20 protein-coding genes are annotated in these 17437 nt (G+C 69.5%); 8 read left to right on the top strand and 12 right to left on the bottom strand.

What is annotated here, in order from left to right:
• Nucleotides 1-57: 57 nt before the first annotated feature.
• Nucleotides 58-414: a preprotein translocase subunit YajC gene (yajC, locus tag AC5W7N_RS11220; protein WP_163814312.1), complete on the bottom strand. Its 357-nt coding sequence runs from the start codon at nt 412-414 to the stop codon at nt 58-60.
• A 176-nt stretch (nt 415-590) separates the two neighbouring features.
• Entirely contained in the window at nt 591-2081 is a 1491-nt protein-coding gene (locus tag AC5W7N_RS11215) for a flavin-containing monooxygenase (protein WP_163814313.1), read from the bottom strand.
• A gap of 36 nt (nt 2082-2117) precedes the next feature.
• Between AC5W7N_RS11215 and AC5W7N_RS11210 the strand changes: the two genes are divergently transcribed.
• The gene (locus tag AC5W7N_RS11210) at nt 2118-2783 is read left to right on the top strand and encodes a TetR/AcrR family transcriptional regulator (RefSeq protein WP_163814314.1); all 666 of its coding nucleotides are present in this window, start codon (nt 2118-2120) and stop codon (nt 2781-2783) included.
• A gap of 62 nt (nt 2784-2845) precedes the next feature.
• Entirely contained in the window at nt 2846-3424 is a 579-nt protein-coding gene (locus AC5W7N_RS11205) for a DivIVA domain-containing protein (RefSeq protein WP_163814315.1), read from the top strand.
• 144 nt (nt 3425-3568) lie between these two features.
• On the opposite strand, the gene ruvB is transcribed toward AC5W7N_RS11205, so the two are convergent.
• The 3 genes from ruvB to ruvC are packed head-to-tail and all read right to left on the bottom strand — an operon-like array spanning nt 3569 to nt 5823.
• Nucleotides 3569-4645 carry a Holliday junction branch migration DNA helicase RuvB gene (gene ruvB, locus AC5W7N_RS11200; RefSeq protein WP_163814316.1) on the bottom strand — a complete coding sequence of 359 codons (1077 nt, stop codon included), beginning with the start codon at nt 4643-4645 and terminating at the stop codon, nt 3569-3571.
• Nucleotides 4646-4651: 6 nt separating this feature from the next.
• A complete protein-coding gene (gene ruvA / locus AC5W7N_RS11195; RefSeq protein ID WP_163814317.1) occupies nt 4652-5257 on the bottom strand; it encodes a Holliday junction branch migration protein RuvA in 606 nt (201 codons plus the stop codon).
• On the bottom strand, nt 5254-5823 hold the full coding sequence (gene ruvC, locus AC5W7N_RS11190) for a crossover junction endodeoxyribonuclease RuvC (RefSeq protein ID WP_138447397.1): 570 nt from the start codon (nt 5821-5823) through the stop codon (nt 5254-5256). Before ruvC ends, ruvA begins: the two co-directional genes overlap by 4 nt.
• Here ruvC and AC5W7N_RS11185 point away from each other — a divergent pair.
• On the top strand, nt 5774-7897 hold the full coding sequence (locus AC5W7N_RS11185) for a vWA domain-containing protein (protein ID WP_495923635.1): 2124 nt from the start codon (nt 5774-5776) through the stop codon (nt 7895-7897). The genes ruvC and AC5W7N_RS11185 overlap by 50 nt on opposite strands.
• Nucleotides 7898-7977: 80 nt before the next feature.
• On the opposite strand, the gene AC5W7N_RS11180 is transcribed toward AC5W7N_RS11185, so the two are convergent.
• The 3 genes from AC5W7N_RS11180 to AC5W7N_RS11170 all read right to left on the bottom strand — a co-directional run bounded on the left by AC5W7N_RS11180 (nt 7978) and on the right by AC5W7N_RS11170 (nt 11300).
• A complete protein-coding gene (locus AC5W7N_RS11180; RefSeq protein WP_416383064.1) occupies nt 7978-9267 on the bottom strand; it encodes an alpha/beta hydrolase in 1290 nt (429 codons plus the stop codon).
• Nucleotides 9268-9378: 111 nt separating this feature from the next.
• The gene (locus tag AC5W7N_RS11175) at nt 9379-10242 is read right to left on the bottom strand and encodes a 3-hydroxyacyl-CoA dehydrogenase (RefSeq protein ID WP_195019646.1); all 864 of its coding nucleotides are present in this window, start codon (nt 10240-10242) and stop codon (nt 9379-9381) included.
• A gap of 137 nt (nt 10243-10379) precedes the next feature.
• Nucleotides 10380-11300, bottom strand: coding sequence for a LysR family transcriptional regulator (locus tag AC5W7N_RS11170; RefSeq protein ID WP_195019647.1), 921 nt, complete (start codon nt 11298-11300; stop codon nt 10380-10382).
• 108 nt (nt 11301-11408) lie between these two features.
• Between AC5W7N_RS11170 and AC5W7N_RS11165 the strand changes: the two genes are divergently transcribed.
• On the top strand, nt 11409-12605 hold the full coding sequence (locus AC5W7N_RS11165) for an MFS transporter (protein WP_195019648.1): 1197 nt from the start codon (nt 11409-11411) through the stop codon (nt 12603-12605).
• Between the two features lie 17 nt (nt 12606-12622).
• On the opposite strand, the gene AC5W7N_RS11160 is transcribed toward AC5W7N_RS11165, so the two are convergent.
• Entirely contained in the window at nt 12623-13135 is a 513-nt protein-coding gene (locus AC5W7N_RS11160; RefSeq protein WP_163814322.1) for an O-acetyl-ADP-ribose deacetylase, read from the bottom strand.
• A gap of 146 nt (nt 13136-13281) precedes the next feature.
• Here AC5W7N_RS11160 and AC5W7N_RS11155 point away from each other — a divergent pair, with 146 nt between their 5' ends.
• The 3 genes from AC5W7N_RS11155 to AC5W7N_RS11145 all read left to right on the top strand — a co-directional run bounded on the left by AC5W7N_RS11155 (nt 13282) and on the right by AC5W7N_RS11145 (nt 14478).
• The gene (locus tag AC5W7N_RS11155) at nt 13282-13488 is read left to right on the top strand and encodes a DUF5988 family protein (RefSeq protein WP_163814323.1); all 207 of its coding nucleotides are present in this window, start codon (nt 13282-13284) and stop codon (nt 13486-13488) included.
• 112 nt (nt 13489-13600) lie between these two features.
• Nucleotides 13601-13978: a metalloregulator ArsR/SmtB family transcription factor gene (locus AC5W7N_RS11150; RefSeq protein WP_163814324.1), complete on the top strand. Its 378-nt coding sequence runs from the start codon at nt 13601-13603 to the stop codon at nt 13976-13978.
• On the top strand, nt 13975-14478 hold the full coding sequence (locus AC5W7N_RS11145) for an SRPBCC family protein (protein WP_194989951.1): 504 nt from the start codon (nt 13975-13977) through the stop codon (nt 14476-14478). Before AC5W7N_RS11150 ends, AC5W7N_RS11145 begins: the two co-directional genes overlap by 4 nt.
• Nucleotides 14479-14484: 6 nt before the next feature.
• Here AC5W7N_RS11145 and AC5W7N_RS11140 read toward each other — a convergent pair whose 3' ends face one another.
• Nucleotides 14485-15120, bottom strand: a complete 636-nt coding sequence (locus AC5W7N_RS11140) for an NAD(P)-dependent oxidoreductase (RefSeq protein WP_194989952.1) — start codon at nt 15118-15120, stop codon at nt 14485-14487.
• An 82-nt stretch (nt 15121-15202) separates the two neighbouring features.
• Here AC5W7N_RS11140 and AC5W7N_RS11135 point away from each other — a divergent pair, with 82 nt between their 5' ends.
• On the top strand, nt 15203-15697 hold the full coding sequence (locus AC5W7N_RS11135) for a MarR family winged helix-turn-helix transcriptional regulator (RefSeq protein WP_195019649.1): 495 nt from the start codon (nt 15203-15205) through the stop codon (nt 15695-15697).
• A gap of 142 nt (nt 15698-15839) precedes the next feature.
• Here the strand turns inward: AC5W7N_RS11135 and AC5W7N_RS11130 are convergent, their stop codons facing one another.
• Both AC5W7N_RS11130 and pdxT read right to left on the bottom strand, forming a co-directional pair.
• Nucleotides 15840-16592 carry a YebC/PmpR family DNA-binding transcriptional regulator gene (locus AC5W7N_RS11130; RefSeq protein WP_163814328.1) on the bottom strand — a complete coding sequence of 251 codons (753 nt, stop codon included), beginning with the start codon at nt 16590-16592 and terminating at the stop codon, nt 15840-15842.
• Nucleotides 16593-16759: 167 nt separating this feature from the next.
• Nucleotides 16760-17413 (bottom strand): pyridoxal 5'-phosphate synthase glutaminase subunit PdxT, encoded by a 654-nt coding sequence (gene pdxT / locus AC5W7N_RS11125; RefSeq protein WP_324197318.1) that lies wholly within the window; start codon nt 17411-17413, stop codon nt 16760-16762.
• Between the last annotated feature and the right edge of the window lie 24 nt (nt 17414-17437).

The raw sequence follows: 17437 nt of genomic DNA, 5'->3' as shown, positions 1-17437 counted from the left end.
TGACGCCGGATGCCGTGCGGTTCACCGCAGCGGGGCAGCCGGCGCATGAGCGGACGGTCAGTCCTTGGTCAGCCGGGTTTCGGTCTGCTCGGCGGTTTCCTCGGTGGTGGTACCGGGCGCCTCGTCGGCTTCGGTGTCACCGGTCGTCTCATCGGCCTCGTCGTCGACGCGAACCTCGCGGATCGCCTGACGCAGCCAGGTGGTGACGACCTCCTCGGCGATCTCGAGATCGACGGTCGTGTCATCGGCCTCGACCACGGTGCCGTACAGACCCGACGTGGTGATCACCTGGTCGCCGACCTTCAGGCCTTCCTGCATGGCGGCGACCTTCTCGGCCTCCCGCTTCTGGCGGCGGACACCGAGGAACATCGGCACGAGCAGGGCTACCAGCAGCAGCGGAAACAGCAGTTCCATCGTCGAAGTCAGTCCCTAGTCTGTGGGTGGGAATGGACAGGTACTCACACAGTCTGCCAGCTCTGGTCACCGGCACCGCACCCGCACACCCCGGAGGACGTGCGGGCCATCGGCCACCGTAGCGCGCGCGAGCGGGCCCCGCGACAGAAACCGCGGGGCCCGCTCACACGCGGGCCTCAAGCGCTGCGGCCGTAGACGTAATCGTCGAGCGGGAAGCTCACCGCTTCCCGGTGCGCGTTGATGGTGCTGGTCGGGCGTAGCAGGGCCGCTTCGCCGTGCTGGTTGAAGTAGTAGCTGCGAGCGGTCGAGCAGCTGCCGCCGTAGAACACCGAATCGTCGAGCTTGCTGGTCACCCGGTCCAGGAACGCGGTGTTGGCGCGCTCGGTGACCTCGAAGGTGGTTTCGCCGCGCCGGAACAGCTCGCCGAACAGCCTGCCCATGTGCTTCATCTGCGCCTCGATGGTGGTGAAGTACGACAGGCCGCTGTAGGAGTAGGGGCTGTTGAGGCTGAGGAAGTTGGGGAACTTGGGCACCGTGATGCCCTCGTAGGCCTGGAACCTGTTGTCGCGCCAGAACTTTCCGAGGTTCACCCCGTCCCGGCCGATGATCTCGATGGCCGGGAAGTTCACATCCCACAGGTTGAACCCGGTGGCCAGGATGAGGGTGTCGATCTCGGTCTTGTGGCCGTCGGCGGTGACGATGCCGTCGGGCTCGATGCGCTCGATCGAGTTCGTCTCCAACCGGACGTGCGGTTGGTTGAACGTCTTGAAGTACTGGTTGGAGAAGGTGGGACGCTTGCAGCCGAAGTCGTAGTCGGGGGTGAGCTGCTCGCGGATCCGCGGATCGCGCACCTGGGCCCGCAGGTGGGCCTTGGCCAGCAGCGCCGCCCCCTTGTTCATGAGTTTGGCCTGCCGGAAGTGCAGCACACCGACGACCATGAGCGCCTCGAGCATGCTGGTATTGACCAACCGCGCGGCCTTCTGCGTCACCGGCGCGGCGGCGAACAGCTTCTGCACCGGCGCCGGAATGGGCGCATCCACCTTGGGCACCACCCAGATCGGGGTGCGCTGGAACACCGTCAGCTCGCGCACCTGCTTGGCCACCTCGGGCACCAGCTGCACGCCGGTGGCGCCGGTGCCAATCACGGCGGCCCTGCGGTCGGTGAGGTCGATGTCGTCGTCCCAGGCGGTGGTGTGCAGGATCGTGCCCTCGAACGAATCGATGCCGGGGAACGGCGGGGTGTAGGGCTGGGACAGGAAACCGGTGGCGGCGAGCAGATAGCGCGCGGTGAGGGTCTGGCCGCCGGCGATGGAGACGATCCACTGCTGGTCTTCCTCGTCCCAGCGGGCGCCGTCGACGGTAGTGCCGAAGCGCATCCGGCGGCGCAGGCCGTACTTGTCGGCGACGTGCTCGGCGTACTTCTTCAGCTCGGCGCCCGGCGCGAACAGCCGCGACCAGTACGGATTCGGTTCGAAAGAATACGAGTAGGTCACCGAGGCGATATCGACGGCCAGGCCCGGGTACCGATTCACATGCCAGGTGCCGCCGAGATCGTCCTCACGTTCCAGGATGACGAAATTGCTCAGGCCGAGCCGGTCGAGCTCGATGCCCGCCCCCATTCCGCCGAAACCCGCACCGACCACGATCGCATCGAACTGAGGCGCCACGTCGAACCTCCTGCATTCTGAACCGACTCTCCGGGAATGACACATCATTCCGTTTGTGACGACAGTATCATCGCAGGTGTGACGAAGCCATCCACGCGGGCCGAACGACGTAAGGCCGAACTGCGCCGAGAGATCATCGACACCGCTTTCGTGTGTTTCGCCGAAAAGGGCTACCACGCGACCGGCATCGCCGATATCGCCGCTCATCTGGGGATCGGGCACGGCACGTTCTACCGGTACTTCAGCAATAAGCGCGACATCATCGACCACGTCATCGACGATCTGGCCGCAAGGATCATCGAGGCGCTCGGCACCGAGAACGCCCCCGACGCGGCCACCAGCCTCGATGAATACCGCGAGCAGATCGACCGCATCGGTACCGCGCTCACCCGCATCCTGGTCGAGGACCGGCGGGTGGCCCAACTGCTGCTGTTCCATGCCACCGGTATCGACGACGAGCTCACCGAACGCCTGTACGGGCTGCTCGACACCGCCGATATGCTCACCGCCGGCTACCTCGAGCACGGTGTGGAGCTCGGTTACCTGCGCGAAGACCTCGATACCGTGAACACCGCGCGAGCCGTGACCGGCATGTTGATGGCCGGGGTGGTGCACGGGCTGCGGGATATGGACGAGGCGGGGATCGCCGCCTTGAACGAGGCGATCCGCCGCTTGCTCATCGAGGGCGTCCGTAAACCCTGATCCGCCGGCCGGTGCCCGAAAACCGGCCCGAAGCACGGTAATCCGGCCACGGTGCTGTCACAATGACGGCCGTGACTCCCGAGGATGTCGGACGGACGACGTTCGCCTTGACCCCGCCCGGACTTCGCGGCTACCACACCGACGAGGTCGACGCATTCCTCGAGCTCGTCGCCGCCACGCTCGGCGGCAGCGGCGTGCTCACCGCCGACGACCTGCGCCACGTGAGCTTCGGTGCGCCACGCGGCGGCCGGCGCGGCTATCGCGCCGAGCAGGTCGACGAATTCCTGGATCGGGTCCATGCCGAACTCGAGTTCCGCCAGCGCGGCGTGCGGCCGGTGCCCGCGGCGCCGCCCGGTCCGGCGCCGGCGCGACTGCTGACCCCGGCCGATGTGCACCGGATGCGATTCACGCCTGCCCCGTTGGAGCAGCGCGGATATCATGTCGAGGAGGTGGATGCCTTCCTCGATCTGGTGGCGGCGACGCTGGCCCACGACGGGCCGGGCAGTCTGACCGTGGAGGATGTGCGCGCGGTGCGGTTCACGGTGGCGCGCCTCGGGGTGCGCGGCTATCAGCGCGATGAGGTGGACGCGTTCCTGGATCTGGTGGTGACGGCGTTGCAGCAGCCGGCCGCCTTGCGCTGAACGCGAGGCCCGGCCCACCGTTCCAACCGCCGCTCGGCTGCCTGCGCCGATACCCGCCGCGCTCCCGGCGCACCGACGGACGCACTGCGGCCGAGTCTGCGCTGCTCATCGTCTGCCACACCAGGCCGCACCCGTCGGCGCGCGTTACTCGAACAAGTCCAGCGTCGGATGTGGTTCGCGCCCACGGACTTCGATCGAACCGAAGACCAGATCCGGCGGCGGAACCAATCCGAGATGCTCCCAGGCCGTCGCCGTCGCGACCCGCCCGCGTGGGGTCCGCGCGATCATGCCCGCGCGCACCAGGAACGGCTCGCACACCTCTTCCACGGTGGCGGCCTCCTCCCCCACCGCGACCGCGAGCGTCGACACACCGACCGGACCGCCGCCGAAGCCACGCACCAGCGCACCCAGCACCGCGCGGTCGAGCCGGTCGAGTCCGAGCACGTCGACGTCGTAGACCTCGAGCGCGGCCGCGGCGATCGGGCGGGTGATGCGGCCGTCGGCGCGCACCTCGGCGTAATCGCGGACCCGGCGCAGCAGCCGGTTGGCGATGCGCGGGGTGCCGCGCGAGCGTCCGGCGATCTCGGCGGCGGCATCGTGATCGATCTCCACGCCGAGAATGCGGGCCGAGCGTTGCAGGATGCCGAGCAGTTCGCTCGGTTCGTAGAAGTCCATATGCCCGGTGAAACCGAAGCGGTCCCGCAGCGGGCCGGTGAGCGCGCCGGAGCGGGTGGTGGCGCCGACCAGCGTGAACGGGGCGATATCCAGCGGGATCGAGGTGGCGCCCGGCCCTTTGCCGACGACGACGTCGACCCGGAAGTCCTCCATCGCCAGGTACAGCATTTCCTCGGCGGGGCGGGCCATGCGGTGGATCTCGTCGATGAACAGCACATCGCCCTCGACCAGATTGCTCAGCATGGCCGCGAGATCGCCCGCGCGTTCGAGGGCGGGGCCGGAGGTGATGCGCAGGGCGGTACCGAGTTCGGCGGCGATGATCATCGCCATGCTGGTCTTGCCCAGGCCCGGTGGGCCGGACAGCAGGATGTGATCGGGCGTGCCGCCGCGCCCGCGCGCCCCGCGCAACACCAGGGCGAGTTGTTCGCGCACCCGCGGCTGGCCGATGAAATCGTCGAGCGATTTCGGGCGCAGGCTGGTCTCGATATCGCCGTCGCCGCTGGAGAAGTGGGCGTCGACCGGTGATCGTTCGTCGTCGTAATCCATACAGGCCTACCGATTCTTGCCCAGCAGGCCGAGCGCGGCCCGCAGGGCGGCGGAGGTGGTGGCGGCCGGATCGTCGGCCAGCACGGAGTCGACGGCGGATTCGGCCTGTTTGAGCGGGAAGCCGAGTCCGGTCAGTGCCTCGACGACCTGATCGCGCACCGGCGTGACGACGGCCGCGGGCGCGCTGCCGGGCGGACCCGACTGCACGGGAACCAGATTCACCTTGTCGCGCAGTTCGACGACCATGCGCTCGGCGCCGCGTTTGCCGATGCCGGGCACCCGGGTGAGCGCGGCGACGTTGCTTTCGGCCAGCGCCTTGCGCAGCGCTTCGGGTTCGAGCACGGCGAGCACGGCCATGGCCAGGCGGGGGCCGACGCCGGAGACGGTTTGCAGCAGGCCGAACAGGTCGCGGGCCTCGGTGTCGGCGAAGCCGTAGAGCGTCATCGAGTCCTCGCGCACGATCATCGCCGTGTACAGCCGGGTCTGTTCGCCGCGGGTGAGTCCGGACAGGGTGGCCGGAGTGGCGTTGAGCCGGTAGCCGACGCCCGCGGCCTCGACCACCACATGGTCGAGCGCGATCTCGACCACCTCGCCGCGTATCGACGCGATCACCGCCGCACCGCCTTTCGTTGTCGCTCCAGCTTCTCGGCGTACCGCTTGCGGGCCTGCTCGGCCTGCGCTTCGGCGCGGGCCATCCGCTCCATCAGCGGTGCACGCCAACAATGACAGATGGCCAGCGCGAGCGCGTCGGCGGCGTCGGCCGGTTTCGGCGCCACCTGGAGACCGAGGATCCGGGTGACCATGGCGGTGACCTGGGCCTTGTCGGCGGCCCCGTTGCCGGTAACGGCGGCCTTGACCTCGCTGGGGGTGTGGAAAGCGACCGGGATGCCGCGCCGGGCGGCCGCCAGCGCGATCACTCCACCCGCTTGCGCCGTCCCCATGGCGGTGCGCACGTTGTGCTGGGCGAACACCCGCTCGATCGCGACCGCGCTGGGGCGGTGGGTGTCCATCCAGTGCTCGGCCGCGTCGGCGACCCGCATCAACCGCAACGCCAGATCCAGGTCGGCAGGGGTGCGGACGACGTCGACGTCGAGGGCGGTGACCTTCCGGCCCACACCGCCTTCGACCATGCTGAGCCCGCACCGTGTGAGCCCGGGGTCGACACCCATCACCCGCACGGAACACCCCTTCGGACACGCGAACAGTTGTTCGAAGTCTAGTGGACGCGCGGTGCGGGCGGTTCCAGCGACACGGCATCGCCGAAGCGGGCCCCGCTTCCCACGTCTGACCGCAACCGTCCGAGACACGTATGGTTCCCTGCCGCCGCGTTATCGCGAACGCGACAACAGTGAACGGAGTAGTAAGAGCGTGTCCCCCTTGGCGAAGATCGCCGGAATCATCGCGGCGGGTGTGATCGGCCTGGTCCCGGCCGCCGCACCCGCCCTCGCCCAGCAGTCGCCCGAACCTCGGCAACCCCAATACGCGCCGACCATGCTCGTGCTCGACGCGTCGGGATCGATGCTCGCGGCCGACCCGGGTGGCGGCACCAAGATGGACGCCGCGAAAACCGCTGTGCGGACCTTCGTCGCCACCGCGCCCGAGGCGTCCGAGGTCGGGCTCACCGTGTACGGCACCGAGACCGGCAATTCCGAGGCGGAGAAGGCCGCGGGCTGCCGCGATGTCCGGGTCCTTCGACCCGCCGAGACCATCGACAAGCCGGCGCTGACGTCCGCGGTCGATCAGATCGTTCCGCGCGGCTACACCCCGATCGGGCACTCGCTGCGCACCGCGAACGACGCGCTGCCCGCGAGCGGGCCGAAATCCATCGTGCTGGTCTCCGACGGCCTGGACACGTGCACACCGCCCGATCCGTGCGAGGTCGCGCGCGAACTCGAGGCCAAGGGCACCGATCTCGTCGTGCACGCGATCGGTTTCGGGGTCGACGACCCCTCGCGCGCGCAGCTGACCTGCATCGCGCAGCGCACCGGCGGCACCTACACCGACGCCGTCGACGGCAAGTCGCTCGAACAGGCACTGCCGCGCGTGACTGCGGCGGCGCTGCGCAACTACGCCGCGATCGGCACACCGATCACGGGCACCGCCGACTACCGGAGCGCGCCGATCGCCGGGCCGGGCCAGTATCTCGATGTGATCGGCCACCGGCAGCCGCGCTACTACGCGGTGGATGTGCCGGAGGGCGCCACCGCGTACTTCACCGGGACTGTCTCGTTCCCACGCCGAGACGGCGACTGGTCGTCGGTCAACCGGCTCGACCTGAAGGTCTTCGGCGCCGACGGATCCGATTGCGGCGTCACGGAAAAGGAGCTGACCGGCAGCGCCGACGATGGCGTCGCGCTCACCGTCAGCACGGTCTGGGAAGGTGCGGCCGACACCGGCTCGGGTAATGCGGCGTGCAGCGGCGGCGGTCGCTACTACTTCACCCTCGAGTGGGGTGCGGTCTCCGAGGGATCCCCTGCCCAACTGCCGCTGGAGATTTCGATCGGCGTCGAATCGGCGGTGTCCGACCCGGGTGCGCCTGCGGTGTCGGAGCCGGTCGAGTTCACCGCGCCGACCGGGCCGGTGGTCCCGGTCGTCGGTGGCGGCTCGTTCAATGTGGCGGCGACGCTGCCTTCGTCCGGTCGATTCACCGATACGGTGCAGCGCGGCGAGTTCGTCTTCTACCGGGTGAAACTCGACTGGGGCCAGGGGCTGGCCTACCGGGTGCGCTTCGGTGAGACCCCGGGACGCGGCAGCGAGCACACCTCCAACGTCGAGACCGCGCTCTATTCCCCGTATCGCGCCGAAATCGATTCCGACACCGGCGCCTACACCGGGTCGGAGCAGGTGTTGCCCTCCGGTAAGCAGTTGGCGACCGTGCCCATTCGCTACGCGAACCGCGAGGAGGGCGGCGAGCTCGTCACCCAATCGGTGGCCGGCTGGTACTACATCGCGGTCAAGGCCGGGCAGACGGTGAACCCCGACAAGCGCGCCGCCGCGGTGCCGGTCGAGCTCGAGCTGACCGTCACCGGCGAGCCCGAACCCGGCCCGCAGTATCGCAGCGGGAGCGGCGAGACGTTCGGGAAGGAAGGCAAGTCGGCCCGGGCCACCGATCAGGATCGGGTGAGCGCGGGCGCCGATTCCGGCGATGACGGCGTGCCCGCGGTGGTGTGGGTCGCGGCGGCGCTGGGTGTCTGTGTCGTCGCCGCCGTGGTCGTGCTCATCGTGCTGCTGCGGCGTCGCGGAACGCGCTGATCCCGAGGCCGAGGTGCCGCGCGGCCTTGTCCCGCACCGCGGTAATTCGGCCACTGCCCGGGGTGCCCAGTGTGTCGTCCCTATCCGGAGATGAGGCCGACACGCTGGGCCAGCCACGGCAGCTCCCTGGCCAGCCCGGTCGACCACACTCGCCAATCGTGGCCGCCGGGCAGCTCCAGGTAGCCGACGGCCATCCCGGCATCGCGGGCATCCTGATACGCCTGTCGCGATCCGCGCAGGGTGTAGTTGTCGTCGCTGCCCACCACGAAGATCCCGGCACTGCCGGGGTAGCGTCGTCCGGCCAGCAGGTCCTGTGGGTTGGCGCGGGTGTAGGCGGCGGTGTCGCCGTCGAAGACGGCGAGGGTGTGCGCGCGGTCGGTGAGGTTCAGCTCGGCCTCCGCGGACATGGCCAGGAAGGTCGGGTAGACCTGCGGGTACCCCGCGGCCAGCTGGAGGGCGCAGGTTCCGCCATAGGACAGGCCGCCGACCGCCCAGGCCTGCGGATCCGGATCGACGGACAGGTGCGCGCGGATCCAGTCCGGGACGTCGGTGGCCAGGTAGGTGGCCACCTGGGCGTGCGGGCCGTCGGCGCACAGCGGATCGTTCCAGGTGCTGCCCGTGCCGTCGGCGACGACGACGATCGGCGCCAGCCCCTGATGGGCGCGGGCGAACGCGTCCATGGTGGCGGGAAGCTCGCCGCTGGTGGCCCAGTCGCGCGGGCTGCCCGGCTGCCCGGCGAGCAATACCAGCACCGGCAATTGCGGCCGCGGATCGGCGAAATAGGCGGGCGGCAGGTAGATTTCGGCCGGGCGGGCGTGGAATCCGGAGGCGGTCCCCGGGATCGGTGCGCGCGTCAGGCGGCCCGCCGAGGGCAGGTCGGCCGGTGCGGTCCAGCCGGTGTCCACGGGGTCGATGTCGGGGCGCAGCCGCTTCGCCGCGGGGAGCTCACCGAACGGAACCTCGTTCAGTCGCTGGATACCGAGCGCCGCGCCGACCGTCGGGTAGGCGTCGTAGACCAGGTTGATCTGGTTCGCACACGCCGCGAGCACCACGGCCGAGGTGAGCGCGATGGCCACCGCTCGGCCGGCCCGACGCCACCGCAGGATCTGTACCGCACCGAGCATCAGCGCGAAGATCGCGAGGCCGATGCTCGCATACACCGTCGGCCCGAGCGAGTCGGGAATCAACTGCCATACCGCTTGCACCAGGTACGCCCCGGCCGCGGTGATGGCCACCGCGGCCAGCGCGAACCACGCCACCGTGCGCGGGGCCGGGGCCCGGCGGCCCGCCAGTAGCCAGACGAGCGCCGCCAGCGCCGCCACCGACAGCACGATCGGCAGCGGCCCTGACAGCAACGACCAACCGGGCACGTCGGCCAGAGTAGGCATCCGAGCCGTCGATCAGGTATGGCGCCCGTCGCATTCACCCGGTTTCATCAGGCATTTCTCAGCTCATGCGGAGGCCTGCGGCCGGTTCGGCGCTCATTTGCCCGGGTATTTGTAGAAGCCCTCCCCGGTGGCCACGCCGAGCTTGCCCTTGTCGATGTAGTTCTCCTTCAGGAACGCCGCGAAACGCCGGGCGGCCTCGTCGCCGTGCACCGAGATGTTGTACGGGGTGGTGAGGCCGATGATGTCGAAGATCTGGAACGGTCCCATCGGCGCGCCGGTGGCGATCTTCCACGTCTTGTCGACCGTCTCCGGCTCGGCGTACCCATCGGCGACCAGTTCGCCCGCCGCGTTCAGGAACGGCACCAGCAGCGAGTTCAGGACATAGCCGGCCTTCTCCTTGTGCAGCTCGATCGGCACCATGCCGATGTCCTTCGCGAACTGCACGACCGTGCGGAACACCTCGGGATCGGTGTCGGCGGTGCCCATCACCTCGGCGGTGTTGAACGCCCACACCCGGTTGGCGAAGTGCAGGGCCAGGAAGCGGTCCGGGCGGCCGGTGGCGTCCTTCATGTCGCTGGGCAGCAGCGTGGAGGAGTTGGTGGCGAAGATCGTCTCGGGCGGGGCCAGCGTGCCCAGCTCGGTGTAGGTGTCGGTTTTGATCTTCAGCACCTCGGGGATCGCCTCGATGATCAGATCGGCTTCCCGCGCGGCGTCGGCGAGGTCGGCGGTGAGCCGGATCCGTGAGCGCGCGGCCTCGGCCTTGCCGTCGGCCGCGCCGGCAACCTCGGCGCGGTAGGTCTGCACCAAATCGTCGAACCGGGCGGCCGCCTTCTCCAGTGCGGCGTCGTCGATGTCGTAGGCGATGACGTCGAAGCCGCTGTAGGCGGTCTGAAATGCGATCTGCGAACCCAGCACGCCCGTGCCGAGCACGGTGACCTTACCGATGGTCGCGGTCATAGCCCTGCCTTTCCCTGACGGATCCGCCGGGCCCGGGGCGGGTGCCGGCGATGAGGTCCCGAACGAAAAAGCCGATCCTCCAGCACGCTACTAGTCGGGTCCGGCGTCGTCGACCGGCCACCAACGAGCGTGGGCAGTCAGGCCACGCGGCCCGCCGTAGCCTCGTCGAACACCTCCGCCAGCAGCGCCGCGAGCCGCCGCAGGGCAACGCCGGGGCGCTCGCGGCGCCAGATCAGCGCCAGACGCGATTTCTCGTCGAGCCCGTCGACCGGCAGATAGCGCAAGTCGGTGCGCCGATTGCGTTGCGCCGTCGGCACGCAGACCAACATCGCGTGCCGCCCGCCCGCCGCGACGGCGAGCCCCTCCTGAATCGTGGTGACCTCGACGCTGGAGGACACTGCCCGGCCCAGCGGAGTGAAGCGCGGTGTGTGCACGTGATGCCAGTAGTCGGGCGCGCCGCCCGCGATGGCGACCAGATCGGTGTCCGCGAGATCTTCCGCGTCGAGCCGTTCTCGTCGAGCCAGCGGATGCTCGAGGCCGACGGCCAGCACCCGGGGCTCCGGCGCGAAGGCGTAACCGACAGCAAGATCGGGTTCCCGTACCGGCAGGAGAACCACCGCGGCGTCGACCTCATGAGCCCGCAGGGCCCCGAACGGGTCACCGAGTGGCAGTTCACGCACGGTCGGCCGCACGTCCGGATACTCTGCGGCGAAACGAGCGAACGCACTGGTCACCGACTCGTACGCGGTGCCCTGGAAGCCGATCAGCAGTCGTCGGTCTTCGTCGGCACTGGCACGCGCCCGCTGCTGCTCGACACTGTCGTGCAGCGCGCGGTAGCGCGACCCCACCGACTCCACGAACTCGCGCCCGGCCTCGGTCAGCACCACCCGGCGACTGGTCCGCTCGACCAGCCGCGCCCCGATATTGCGTTCGAGTGCCGCCACCAGCTGACTGACACGGCCCTGCGAGACCCGCATGCGGTCGGCGGTGCGACCGAAATGCAGTTCCTCCGCGAGCACCAGCAGCGTCTCGATCCCGCGAAGGGGCAGCTCCGGCATGACCATTCCTTTCCGGCGTCCGCCGAACCCGCGGCGATGAACTCAGCTCATCGAACGATGAGCTGATCGTCGTTGTTCCATCCGCCGGCGCCTCGTTGACTGGATCGCATGTCCATCGCACACCGAAACCCCGCCGCGCCAAGAGATTCCGCGCGAGTCCCCGGCGGTCTTCCCGCTGTCGCCGTCCTCGCGCTGTCCACCTTCGTTGTGGTCACCTCCGAGATGCTGCCGGTCGGCGTGCTGACCCCGATGTCGCAGGGCGTCGGCATCTCGACGGGCAGCACCGGCTTCAGCCTCGCCATCACCGGCATCGTCACCGCCATCACCGCACCGCTGGTCGTGCGGTTCATCGCCGCGACCGATCGGCGGCTCGTACTCGCGGCCGCGACAGCGGTTCTCGCGGTGGGCAACCTCACGACCGCGCTGGCCCATGGCTTCGCGGTGCTGGCGGCCGGGCGCGTGATCGTCGGCATCGGGATGGGCGCGGTGTGGGCGCTGGCATCGGCGGTGGCACCCAGGCTGGTGCGGCCGCGGCACGCCGCGGCCGCGGTCTCCACGGTCGTCGGCGGTGTCGCGGCGGCGTCGGTGCTCGGTGTGCCGGTGGGTACGTTCGTCGGCGAGCTGGCCGGGTGGCGTAGCGCTTTCGCGGTTCTCGCGGCGGTGGCTCTGCTGTTGAGCATCGCGCTGGTCGTCGCCCTTCCGGCGTTGCCGAGGCCGGCCGATGCCGGCGCAGCGGCGGGTGAGCGGGCTCGGTTGTGGCGGGTGCCCGCGGTCCGCACCGGGCTGGCCGCCATCGTCTCCATCGTCACTGCCCATTTCACCGCCTTCACCTATGTGCGCCCCGCGCTCGAGCAGCTCGCCGGGCTCGACGCCTCGGCGGTGTCGACGCTGCTGTTGCTCTACGGCCTGTGCGGATTGATCGGGAATTTCGCCGCGGGTGCGGCCGCCGCCCGCCGGGTCCGGGCCACTCTGCTCGTCCTCGTCGCCGGTGTCGGCATCGCTCTTGTCGTGCTCGTGCTGGCCGAAGGCAGCGCGGGAGCCGTGGTGGCCCTGATGGTGTGGGGGTTCGCGTACGGCGGCGTCTCGGTCTGCGGTCAGCTCTGGATGAATCAGGCCGTCCCGCAGCGCCGCGAGCAGGTGACCGGCCTGTATGTCGGGGTATTCACCGGTTCCATCGCGCTCGGCGCCTTCGCAGGCGGTCTCGTCGTCGACGCCGCCGGCCTGCCGCCGCTGCTGTGGGGTGCGGTCGCGACGGCGGCGGGCGCGCTGTTGATCGTGGCCCTGGGGCGTTCGCCGCGGCAGTGAACGCGGGCGAGGTCGCGTCAGCTCGGCGCGTGGGCCAGGAAGGCGGCGTAGGCGTGTTCGTCGAAGAGCACGAACCGCGCCTCGCGCACCGCGGTGTCGGCGGCGGTGACCGTGGCGACGGCGATGCGAGCGCCGTCGTCGATCGGCCAGCCGTAGATGCCGGTCGAGATCGCCGGAAAGGCGACGGTGCGAGCGCCGAGTTCGTCGGCGATCCGAAGCGATGCGCGGTAACAGGAGGCCAGCAGGTCCGAACGGTCCTGTCCGGCCGACCAGACCGGGCCGACGGTGTGGATGACCCAGCGGGCCGGGAGGTTTCCGGCGGTGGTCGCCACCGCCTGACCGGTCGGCAACCCCTCGCCGTAACGCGACGCGCGAAGTTCCCGGCATTCGGCCAGGATGGCCGGGCCGCCGCGCCGATGGATGGCACCATCGACTCCCCCACCACCCAGCAGCGACGAGTTCGCGGCGTTCACCACCGCGTCGACGTCCTGTTCGGTGATGTCACCGCGCACGAACCGCACCTCGACCATGCCTCGATTCTCACCGGCAGACCGTGGCCCCGCCACCGTGTTCGGGTGGTACCGCCGACATCGCGACGCACATCGTTGGCAAACCGATGCCCGCACCCCTGGCGAATGTCGCGCACACACGACCTCGGCGCTTCTACCATCCGAGGATGAGCATTGGCGCCAAGGCCGTCCTCGAGGGCGGCCCACAGGACCTGCCCGACCGTATCGTGCCGATCACTCCGCCGGGATTCGAGCTGAAGATCCCGTTCAAGGGCGGCTACGAACACTTCAAAACCACCGGACGCGAGCAGGACACGCCCGAGGGGCGACTGCCGGTCTACGCCTGGAGCGATCGCACCGAAATCGCGGAGTGATCCTGCGGCAACTGTTCGGGCGGCGGCACTGACCGGGTCACCGCCCCCTACCCCGCTGGGCCATGCGATCCGCCCATGGACAAATACGTAACCAACTGGTTACACTTCCCGAATGGACGACGTGGCGAGCGCGATCGCCGATCCGGTTCGCCGGGAAATCCTGGAGATGTTGCGCGAGACCCGGCTCACCGCCGGTGAGATCGCCGGGCACTTCCCCATCAGCCGACCGGCCATCAGCAGACATCTGCGCGTTTTGCGCGGCAGTGGCCTGGTCCACGACGAACTCGTCGGCAGGCAGCGCTACTACCGGCTCGACACCGCGCCGCTCGAAGCCCTCACCCGCTGGCTGGCCGCGTTCGCCGAACCCGCCCCGTGGGAACGCCGCCTCGACGCACTCGATACGGAGGTCTACCGGACCAGGCGGGAACGCCGGACCGCGGACCGCGCGACCACCACCGACCACCCCACGACAAAGGAGAACACCGCATGACCCCCAGCCCCACCGGCCGGCTCTTTCCCGCGCAGACCGGCCGCGACCTGGTGCTGACCCGCACCTACCGCGCACCGATCGAGGACGTGTGGGCCAGCATCACCGAATCCGATCGCACCGCGCGCTGGTTCGGCCCCTGGGAGGGCGAAGCCGGCACCGGAAAGACCATCAAGGTGCAGATGGCGTTCGAGGACGACCAGCCCTGGATGGACATGCGCATCGATACCTGCGAACCGCCCCGCCACCTGGGAGTATCCGCCGAGGACGAGGCCGGGTCCTGGTTCCTCGATATCGAGCTCACCGAGTCCGGCGGCACCACCGAACTGCGGTTCACCCATCATCTGCGCAGCGATGACGAGGTCGCACAGGCCCCGCAGGTCGGTCCCGGCTGGGAGTTCTACCTGGACATGCTCGGGGCGGCCCGCGCGAACACCGACCGCCCCGATTTCGACGATTACTACCCGGCGATGAAGCCGTACTACGAGCAGCAGATCGGCTGAGCCGATTCAGCTGCTCACCCCAACGACACGCCCCACGGTCGAGGCATCGGGGACGAGGTCGAGCATGGCGCGGGCGACGTCGGCGCGCGGGATGCTCAGCCCGGCCGGGCCGCCGTCGACGATCCGCCGGATGCGGCCGGTGCCCGGGGCGTTGGTGAGCCCCGACGGGCGCACCGAGGTCCAGTCCAGACCGCTGCCTGCCAGGATCGCCTCCATCCGCTCGAGATCGGCGTACAGCTCCTTCAACAGCGCACGCAGCGGCACCGAGGCGATTCGCACTCGCAGTGGCTGACCGGTGCCGGAATGGTTGAGCGTGCCCGCGGACACCACGACCAGGCGTCGCACCCCCACCTCGCGCATGGCGCCGACCACCGCGGCGGCCGAGGTCGAGGCCGGGCGCAGCGGATCGCGGCGGCCGTTCGCGCCGATTCCCGACAGCACCGCATCCGCGCCGGCCACCGCGTCGGTGATCGATTCCGCCGCCAGCGCATTGCCCCGCACGACCCGCAGCCGATCGTGGGGCTCGTGCGGCAATCGGTCGGGATTGCGCACCACCGCCGTCACCTCATGACCGTCCGCCACCGCCTGCGTCACGAGGTGGCGCCCCACCCCGCCGGTCGCGCCGAGAACCGTGATCCGCATGAGCGTCTCCTGCCTGGTCGATACTCCAATAACTTCTGATTTCAGAATAGTTTGAATATCCAAACATTGCTAGAGTGGTGCCATGCCCGACGCCCCGCCCTTCGCCGACGATCCGGCCGCGCCGGGCCGCCGACTCTCGGCCCAGGAACTCGACGCACTCAGTCACGTTCCCCTGATCTCGGCCTCCTTTCGGCGTGCGCACAGCGATATGCCGGAGGCCCTTCGAGCCACGTTCCAGACCCACGGGCTGGGACCGCGACACGGCGCGATCCTGACGCAGCTGATGGCCGGCGAACCGGCGAGCGTCACCGATCTGGCCCGGCGCCTCGGGGTATCGCTATCGACAGCCAGCCAGCTCGTCGGCGACCTCGCCCGGGCCGATCTGGTACTGCGCGAGGAGGATCCGCGCAACCGGCGACGCACGCTGGTATCGATCGCTGGTGCGATCCGGCCGATCTTCGAGCAGTTCCTCGCGGTGCGCTCGGCGGCACTGTTGCGCGCCATCGCACGACTGGAGCCCACCGATCGGCAGGCGTTCCTGGCCGGATTGGCCGCATGGGCGCAGGAGGAACAGTAGGTCACCGCACCGGCCGCGACCACCGATCGGCGGACGACGGCCGAGTGAGAACGCGCGGGTGGACCCATGGATACCGAAAGCCCCCGCAACACCGTTGCGGGGGCTTCGGAAACTCTCGTCGCCGGTTCGGCGAGCTGCCGGGCTAGTCCTCCAGTTCGGCGAGCACCTCGTCGGAGACGTCGACGTTGGTGTAGACGTTCTGCACGTCGTCGCTGTCTTCGAGGGCGTCGACCAGTTTGAAGACCTTGCGGGCGCCGTCGGCGTCGACCGCGACACTGACCGAGGGCTGGAAGCCGGACTCGGCGGAGTCGTAGTCGATGCCCGCGGCCTGTAGCGCCGAACGCACTGCGATCAGGTCGCCGGGCTCGCTGATGATCTCGAAGGATTCACCGAGGTCGTTGACCTCTTCGGCGCCGGCATCCAGCACCGCCATCAGCACGTCGTCCTCGGTGAGGCCGTTCTTTTCCAGGGTGACGATGCCCTTGCGGTGGAACAGGTACGACACCGATCCCGGATCGGCCATGTTGCCGCCGTTGCGGGTCATCGCGACACGCACCTCACCGGCGGCGCGGTTGCGGTTGTCGGTGAGGCATTCGATCAGTACCGCGACGCCGTTGGGGCCGTAGCCCTCGTACATGATGGTCTGCCAGTCCGCGCCGCCGGCTTCCTCGCCGCCGCCGCGCTTGCGGGCGCGCTCGATGTTGTCGTTGGGAACCGACGACTTCTTCGCCTTCTGGATGGCGTCGTACAGGGTCGGGTTGCCATCCGGGTCACCGCCACCCGTCCGGGCCGCCACCTCGATGTTCTTGATCAACTTGGCGAAGAGCTTGCCGCGCTTCGCGTCGATCGCCGCCTTCTTGTGCTTGGTGGTGGCCCATTTGGAGTGGCCGCTCATTCCCCTACTTCCTTCAGGTCGATGGCACGTGTGGTCGTCTACGGTACCGGCACGGCCGGTCGGACAACTTCCCCAGCCTACTCGGCGGGTCCGCAGGGCCGGACGGGACGGCCCCCTGATCACGCAGTGCCGATACGCCCGACCGGCGGGGCCGCGGGGCGACCGGGTCAGGCGTTGCGGACCAGGTCGACGAACATGCGGTGCACCCGCAGATCCCCGGTGACCTCCGGGTGGAACGAGGTCGCGAGCACGTTGCGCTGGCGCACGGCGACGATCTTGCCCGCGGCCGGCCCGCTCGGCACCCGGGCCAGCACCTCGACGCCGGCACCGACCCGCTCGACCCACGGCGCCCGGATGAACACCGCGCGCACCGGGCCGTCGTCGAGGCCGGCGAATTCCAGATCGGTTTCGAAGGAATCGACCTGGCGTCCGAAGGCATTGCGCCGCACCGTCATATCGATGCCGGACAGGTGCTCGGCATCGGGCCTGGTGTCGAGCACCTCATCGGCGAGCAGGATCATGCCCGCGCACGACCCGAAGGCGGGCAGGCCATCGCGCAGCCGGGCGCGCAGGGGTTCCAGCAGGTCGAACACCTGGAGCAACTTGCTGATCGCGGTGGATTCACCGCCGGGCAGCACCAGCCCGTCCACGTCGGCCAGCTCCTCGACCCGGCGCACCAGCGTCGGCCGCGCGCCGCAGCGCTGCAGCGCCGTCACGTGTTCGCGCACATCGCCTTGCAACGCGAGAACACCGATGGCCGGCTGTGCGCTCTCGCTCGCGGAGGTCTGCGCCGCGGGTGCGGCGACCGCTGAAAGGTTCACTCCGCACAGCTTACGAGGCACCGG

The organism is Nocardia sp. CDC519, assembly GCF_059509835.1.
Note: the sequence above shows the minus strand (reverse complement) of the source record. Positions and strands in the feature narration are given on the sequence as shown.

Excerpts from the sequence above, each read along its gene's own strand:
- yajC (WP_163814312.1), bottom strand. The coding sequence starts at position 414 with ATGGAACTGCTGTTTCCGCTGCTGCTGGTAGCCCTGCTCGTGCCGATG.
- AC5W7N_RS11210 (WP_163814314.1), top strand. The coding sequence starts at position 2,118 with ATGACACATCATTCCGTTTGTGACGACAGTATCATCGCAGGTGTGACG.
- AC5W7N_RS11205 (WP_163814315.1), top strand. The coding sequence starts at position 2,846 with ATGACGGCCGTGACTCCCGAGGATGTCGGACGGACGACGTTCGCCTTG.
- ruvB (WP_163814316.1), bottom strand. The coding sequence starts at position 4,645 with ATGGATTACGACGACGAACGATCACCGGTCGACGCCCACTTCTCCAGC.
- AC5W7N_RS11185 (WP_495923635.1), top strand. The coding sequence starts at position 5,774 with ATGCTGAGCCCGCACCGTGTGAGCCCGGGGTCGACACCCATCACCCGC.
- AC5W7N_RS11175 (WP_195019646.1), bottom strand. The coding sequence starts at position 10,242 with ATGACCGCGACCATCGGTAAGGTCACCGTGCTCGGCACGGGCGTGCTG.
- AC5W7N_RS11170 (WP_195019647.1), bottom strand. The coding sequence starts at position 11,300 with ATGCCGGAGCTGCCCCTTCGCGGGATCGAGACGCTGCTGGTGCTCGCG.
- AC5W7N_RS11165 (WP_195019648.1), top strand. The coding sequence starts at position 11,409 with ATGTCCATCGCACACCGAAACCCCGCCGCGCCAAGAGATTCCGCGCGA.
- AC5W7N_RS11160 (WP_163814322.1), bottom strand. The coding sequence starts at position 13,135 with ATGGTCGAGGTGCGGTTCGTGCGCGGTGACATCACCGAACAGGACGTC.
- AC5W7N_RS11155 (WP_163814323.1), top strand. The coding sequence starts at position 13,282 with ATGAGCATTGGCGCCAAGGCCGTCCTCGAGGGCGGCCCACAGGACCTG.
- AC5W7N_RS11150 (WP_163814324.1), top strand. The coding sequence starts at position 13,601 with ATGGACGACGTGGCGAGCGCGATCGCCGATCCGGTTCGCCGGGAAATC.
- AC5W7N_RS11145 (WP_194989951.1), top strand. The coding sequence starts at position 13,975 with ATGACCCCCAGCCCCACCGGCCGGCTCTTTCCCGCGCAGACCGGCCGC.
- AC5W7N_RS11140 (WP_194989952.1), bottom strand. The coding sequence starts at position 15,120 with ATGCGGATCACGGTTCTCGGCGCGACCGGCGGGGTGGGGCGCCACCTC.
- AC5W7N_RS11135 (WP_195019649.1), top strand. The coding sequence starts at position 15,203 with ATGCCCGACGCCCCGCCCTTCGCCGACGATCCGGCCGCGCCGGGCCGC.
- AC5W7N_RS11130 (WP_163814328.1), bottom strand. The coding sequence starts at position 16,592 with ATGAGCGGCCACTCCAAATGGGCCACCACCAAGCACAAGAAGGCGGCG.